The following is a 5,562-nucleotide window of genomic DNA, read 5'->3' on the forward strand; positions in this document are numbered from 1 at the left end:
GGGATACACGGGCTGATCCCAGGCCAAGGGGTCGGTGCCAACCCGGCACCAATACGCTGTGGAATTGAGCAAGCACGGCCCCGATTGGGGCCAAGGCTTATCGCAGGAAGTTGAACAAACTCAATTGGGATACTTGCGCAAAGCTTTGCTGCGCCGCCTGCAACTGCAACTGCCCCTGCGACAATTCGCTAATCGCTTTGGCGTAATCTAGCCCGGCGGCTTCACCCGCCACGCGCTCTAACTCAAGCTGAGCCGCTTGGTTGATTTGTTCCAGGGTTTCAGCCTCACGCATGCGCACGCCCACTTTGGTTCGGGACAGCTGCACCTGGTCAAACACATCATCCATTTGCGCCATGCGGTTGTTGAAGGCTTTCAGGTAGGTATCGCTGGGTGTGGCACCCTCTTGTGCATTGGGGAAGCCCGGGTTGCGAAGCAAGGCGATGGCGCTGTTGAGCACTTCAAAAGCGGTTTCGTTGGTGGCGGGGTCCACAAAGGCATCGTTGCCAGTGATGTTCAAGTTAATGAACCGACCACTGGACACTTGAATATCTCGCCCGGTCACGGCCTGTGCTGCAGCGGCTGAGGCGGTTTCCAAGAATTTGCCTGTGACAGCGCCACCGGGTACCTGGAATGGCGCTTGGTTTTGAAAAGTGCCAGAGAACAGGTAGTCTCCACTGGGATCAGTTCGGTTGGCGATGCCACGGAGTTCTTGCACCAAGCCCTCCAGGTCTTGAGCCAAAATTTCACGATCAGAGGGGCCTAACGATGCGTTACCGGCCTGCAGCATGGTTTGTTTGACTGTGACCATCACATCCGAGGCAGCTTGCAAGGCCACATCCATTTGGCTCAGCTGATTGTTGATGTAAGTGAGGTTGGACTGGTAGCTCTCAATGGTTTTAACACCCGCTTTGGCACCCAAAGCAACCGACATGGCCAATGGATCGTCTGAAGGTTTAAGCACCCGCTGCCCGGTGGCCAGCTGGCCCTGGACTTTTACCAGGTCCGACTGCTGCTTGGACATGCGCTCGGTGTTGAGCTTGAAGTATTGGTTGGTGCTGATTCGGCCGATGGTCATGGTGTGTTACCCGCCTTGCTAGAACATGCTGAGGATTTGGTCGAACAATTCTTTGGACAAGGAGATAACCCGTCCAGACGCTTGGTATGCCTGTTGATACCTCAACAGATTCGCTGCCTCTTCGTCCATATTGACACCCTGTAAAGCATCACGCGACTCGGCCACTTGATTCAACACCGCAGTGCGCGACTCGGCACCAATGGTGAATTCTCGGGTTTTGTTGCCCACGCGGCTCACCAACTGGTTAAAACCATCGGATATGGCCACGCCCGCCGAGTTGTTGGACTGGTACATGGTGCGCGAGGTCTGCAGCGCAGTGATTTGCAACATGGCCTGGTTGTTGCCGATGCTTGGATTGGTGGCCGACGAGGCCGCCACCTCCGAGGGCCGGTCAATCAGCACGCGCATGTTCAGCGCCGCTTCACGCACGGGCATCAGGGTGAAAGTGTCACCGTCTGTGGGCGTTGCGTTGTCCAACCTAAAGCTAAGCAGCGGTGCACCAGCTGCATCACGGATTTCAAAATAGGGTCCAGAGCCATCGGCCAAGGCCACCGCCGGTGTAAAAGGCCCTGTGCTGCCAGCCACCCGATACTGGGGTGCACCGCCAGAAATGGTGACCTCGTACTCGGCGGCGCTGAGCTTGGACAGATCAACCGCACGCATGGTGATGTTGGTGAGGTTGCCGGTGTTGTTGTTGACGTTGGGCACCACGCGGGAAATGTCCACGGCCAAATTGCCACTGGTGCCAAAGCCAAACAATGCCCCCCCCGGATTGAGATCCAGGTCCACACCCGCGGTTTGAACGTCATTAACAGCCTGCCCTATTCGGGCCGCCAACAAACCGATGGTGTTTTGATATTCGGTGAGTTCGTTTTGACGGAAGCTTAAAAAGCCCGCCAAGGCGCCATTGCCCAAGCTGCTGGGCTCAAAGGCAACCAAACGCGCTTGCCCGTTGATCACATTGGTGGTGCCCACCAAGAGGTTTTTGGGGTCTTGGGGATCAATCTCAGTGCTAACTGCAAACTGGCGGTCTTTAACAACCAAAGGTTGGCCGTTGGCCAAAAACAGATTCACCGATCCGTCACCCATGTCGATGCGGGTGGTTTGCACCTGCTTGGACAATTGCATGATCAACCTGTCGCGTTGGTCGAGCAGGTCGTTCGGTGGACCTCCGTTGGCGTTGGTTTGGTTTTTGGCGGCCACAATTTGTTTGTTCAACGCCGCGATTTGCGAAGACGCATCATTCAACTGCGACACGGTGTCGGTGACTTTCAAATTGGTGGCCACGCGCAAGTCGTCCATCACCGTGTTCAGGCCATTAAAACGGGCGGCCAAGGTGCCTGCAGAAGACAAATAGTTTTGCCTTGCGGCCAAATCCGCCGGGTTGGTCGACAGGGTTTGGGCCGAGGCAAAAAAGATGCTGAGCGCGCTGGACAAGCCCGAGGCATCGTCTGCAATCATGGCATCTACCCGGGCAATTTGCTGGGCCTTCGCCTCAAAAAAGGCAGCATCGGACGTGGCCTTCTGCTCTTGGGCATTGATGAAATCGGAGTAAACCCGTTGCACCGAGGCAATGTCTACGCCCTGACCAATAAAGCCAATGTCGCTGCCCGTGGAGGGACGCGCCTGCTGGATCACCTGCTGGCGGTTGTAGCCCACGGTGTTGGCGTTGGCGATGTTGTGCGATGTGGTGGATAGCCCAGACCGTGCGGCATTTAAGCCACTGAGCGCTATTCCGTAGACCGAGTTCGACATGATGTGCGGATCCTATGCTGTCTTGAACGGTTTAACGGATGGTTTTTTGCAAAGTTAAGGGCATGCCCTCAATCTCCTTGCGTGGGACACTCGGCGCCAAGGTTTGACCTGGCACACCGGCCTGCGCTTTAAGCTGCCGAGCGATCTCGCTGGCCAGGCCCAAGCCCTTGCCCGACAATTGCTGAACCAGCTCCTGATCGTACATGGCCTGAAAACTTTTGGTGGTGGAATCGTTAAATAAGCCCCCTTCAGGGGTGGCATCACGCATGCTTTTCAGCGCCCACTGCAAAAACACCGCTTCAAACTGCTGGGCCACCTTGTCCACAGCCTTGTTGAAATCTTCACTGCCCCGTTCAGCCCGAGCCGCGCGCTTCAAGCCCTCCAGGCCACGGGTGTCCAGCGACATCATTTGGGAGTCCAGCGGAATGTTTTTGGGCAGAGCGTTCATCAAATAACCTCCAACTCGGCCTTTAAGCTGCCCGCAGTTTGCATGGCTTGCAATATCGAAATGAGGTCGCTTGGGGTGGCGCCCAATGCGTTCAGGGCCTTGACCACGTCCGACAACTGAGCCGCGCCTTTGATTTCGATGAGTTCGCCACCCGACTCGGAGATTTGAATATCGGCCTGCTGGGCCACCACGGTTTCGCCTTGGCTAAATGGCGCTGGCTGAGACACCACCGGGGTGGCGGTTATTTTCACCGTGAGGTTACCATGGGCCACGGCACAGCTCTCCAGCATCACAGCCTGGTTCATGACCACCGAGCCGGTGCGTGCATTGACGATTACTTTGGCGGTACCCATCGCTTTGCTGATGGACAGCTCCTGCACCTTGGCGAGAAAGGCTACCCGGTCGTTGGGGTTGGAAGGCGCGCGAACACGAACAATGCGACCATCCAGGGCCTGGGCCACGTTGGGGCCCATGGTGTTGTTGATGGCTTCGGCCACGCGGATCGCATTGGAAAAGTCGGTGCTGTGCAGTTCCAGCTGAAGGCTTTCGCCCAAATTGAAAGGCGTGGCCACGGCACGCTCCACCATGGCGCCGTTGGGAATGCGGCCTGCTGACAAATGGTTGATGACTGTTTTTGACCCAGCGGCTGAGGCCCCTGCCCCACCCACAATCAGTTGGCCTTGTGCCAGGGCATACACCTGGCCATCGGCGCCTTTGAGAGGCGTCATGAGCAGCATGCCACCGCGCAGGCTCTTGGCATTACCAATGGAAGAGACGGTGACGTCGATGGCCTGCCCGGGCTGCGCAAAGGCTGGCAGGTTGCCTGTCACCATGACGGAGGCCACATTTTTTAACTGCAGGTTGGCCCCGGGCGGCAAGTTGATGCCCGACTGCTGAAGCATGGCCACAATACTCTGCGTGGTAAACGGGGTTTGCGTGGTTTGGTCGCCCGTGCCATCCAAACCGATCACAATGCCATAGCCATACACGGGGTTGGAACGCACCCCGGCCACCGAAGCCAGGTCGCGAATGCGGGTTTGCGCATCGGCGGGCTTGGGCATACAAACCAGCGCCAAGGCCATGAGCACAAAAAGCGCGGCCTTGCCAAAAGTTTGCTGAATTTTTGAAGAGTTGATGTTCATACCCAGGCCCTCAGAATGGCAACACGGTGAGGAAGAAGCGGCTTAGCCAGCCCATGGTGGTGGCAGAGTCCAAGACGCCCTTGCCACGGTATTCAAGGCGGGCATCGGCCACCTTGGTGCTGGGCACCACGTTGCCCGGCTGAATGGTGATGGGGTTGACCACGCCACTGAAGCGCAGGTATTCCACATCGCGGTTGGTGCCAATTTGTTTTTCGCCCACCACCTGCAGGTTGCCGTTGGGCAACACGCCCGACACAGTGACTGTGATGGTGCCTGTGAGGTTGTTGGCGGCGCGGGTTTCACCCTGACCACTGAAGTCTTTTTCGCTGCTGGCTTGTGCATTGAGGGCGCGAAGATCGCGGTTGCCAAAAAAGCCCTGAATGAGTGGTACATCAATGCTGGCCGAGTCGCTGCGAGAGGCCGACATGGAGTTGGTTTGCGCGGCGTTGATTTGTTCCAGAATTTGAATAGTGAGCACGTCGCCCACAAAGCGGGCCCGCTGGTCTTCAAACAAGGGGCGATACGTGACCGGGTTGTACAAACTGCCCGTGGGCACGGTGTTGGCCATTTGTGGGGGCAACTGCGGGGTTTGTTGCACGGTGGTTTGCTCGGGCATGTCCACCCGGGGCACAAATGTTGAACATGCCCCTAAAGTTATTGAGAGTGCTGCCGTTAAACCGATTGGAACGAGTCTTTTCATGCCATTTACTCCATCAGAACACTCCCAGAGTGCCTGATGTCAAAAAAATCAAAGCTGGGATAAGCGCTGCAACATCTGGTCTGATGTGGAGATTGCCCGGGAGTTGATTTCGTAAGCACGCTGGGCCTGAATCAAACCCACCAGCTCTTCCACCACGTTTACATTGGATGTCTCGACCGTGCCTTGGGAAATAAAACCAGCGCCGTTGGTGCCAGCCACCACTTGGGTGGGTGCGCCGGAGGCCGCCGTTTCTTGGTAAAGGTTTTGACCCTGGCTAAACAGGCCAGCCGGGTTTACAAAAGTGGCCAATTGAATTTGACCCAACTCTTGGGGTTGAACTTGCCCCTGGATGATGGCGCTCACGGTGCCATTTTGCGAAATGGAAATGTCTTGCACATTGGGCGGAATGGTGACTGGCCCCAACACCGGGTATCCGTTGGAG

Annotated in this window: 6 protein-coding genes; all 6 read right to left on the reverse strand. The window is 56.7% G+C overall.

Annotation, left to right across the window (positions count from 1 at the left end):
• Window positions 1-97 precede the first annotated feature (97 nt).
• A complete protein-coding gene (gene flgL / locus ACEQU8_RS05415) occupies window positions 98-1,075 on the reverse strand; it encodes a flagellar hook-associated protein FlgL (RefSeq protein WP_370262076.1) in 978 nt (325 codons plus the stop codon).
• An 18-nt stretch (window positions 1,076-1,093) separates the two neighbouring features.
• A complete protein-coding gene (gene flgK, locus ACEQU8_RS05420) occupies window positions 1,094-2,830 on the reverse strand; it encodes a flagellar hook-associated protein FlgK (protein ID WP_370262077.1) in 1,737 nt (578 codons plus the stop codon).
• A 31-nt stretch (window positions 2,831-2,861) separates the two neighbouring features.
• Complete coding sequence (locus tag ACEQU8_RS05425) at window positions 2,862-3,278, reverse strand: rod-binding protein (RefSeq protein ID WP_370262078.1); 417 nt, start codon at window positions 3,276-3,278, stop codon at window positions 2,862-2,864.
• Window positions 3,278-4,420, reverse strand: coding sequence for a flagellar basal body P-ring protein FlgI (locus tag ACEQU8_RS05430; protein ID WP_370262080.1), 1,143 nt, complete (start codon window positions 4,418-4,420; stop codon window positions 3,278-3,280). Before ACEQU8_RS05430 ends, ACEQU8_RS05425 begins: the two co-directional genes overlap by 1 nt.
• Before the next feature lie 10 nt (window positions 4,421-4,430).
• Entirely contained in the window at window positions 4,431-5,120 is a 690-nt protein-coding gene (locus ACEQU8_RS05435) for a flagellar basal body L-ring protein FlgH (RefSeq protein WP_370262081.1), read from the reverse strand.
• Between the two features lie 48 nt (window positions 5,121-5,168).
• The coding region (locus tag ACEQU8_RS05440; RefSeq protein ID WP_370262082.1) for a flagellar hook-basal body complex protein at window positions 5,169-5,562 on the reverse strand (394 nt) is incomplete at its 5' end.

It is taken from the genome of Limnobacter sp. (assembly GCF_964228395.1).
In the GTDB taxonomy this organism is placed as follows: Bacteria; Pseudomonadota; Gammaproteobacteria; order Burkholderiales; family Burkholderiaceae_B; genus Limnobacter.

What these genes read in the sequence shown, in the direction of transcription:
- flgL (WP_370262076.1), bottom strand. Translation starts at nt 1,075, where the DNA reads ATGACCATCGGCCGAATCAGCACCAACCAATACTTCAAGCTCAACACC.
- flgK (WP_370262077.1), bottom strand. Translation starts at nt 2,830, where the DNA reads ATGTCGAACTCGGTCTACGGAATAGCGCTCAGTGGCTTAAATGCCGCA.
- ACEQU8_RS05425 (WP_370262078.1), bottom strand. Translation starts at nt 3,278, where the DNA reads ATGAACGCTCTGCCCAAAAACATTCCGCTGGACTCCCAAATGATGTCG.
- ACEQU8_RS05430 (WP_370262080.1), bottom strand. Translation starts at nt 4,420, where the DNA reads ATGAACATCAACTCTTCAAAAATTCAGCAAACTTTTGGCAAGGCCGCG.
- ACEQU8_RS05435 (WP_370262081.1), bottom strand. Translation starts at nt 5,120, where the DNA reads ATGAAAAGACTCGTTCCAATCGGTTTAACGGCAGCACTCTCAATAACT.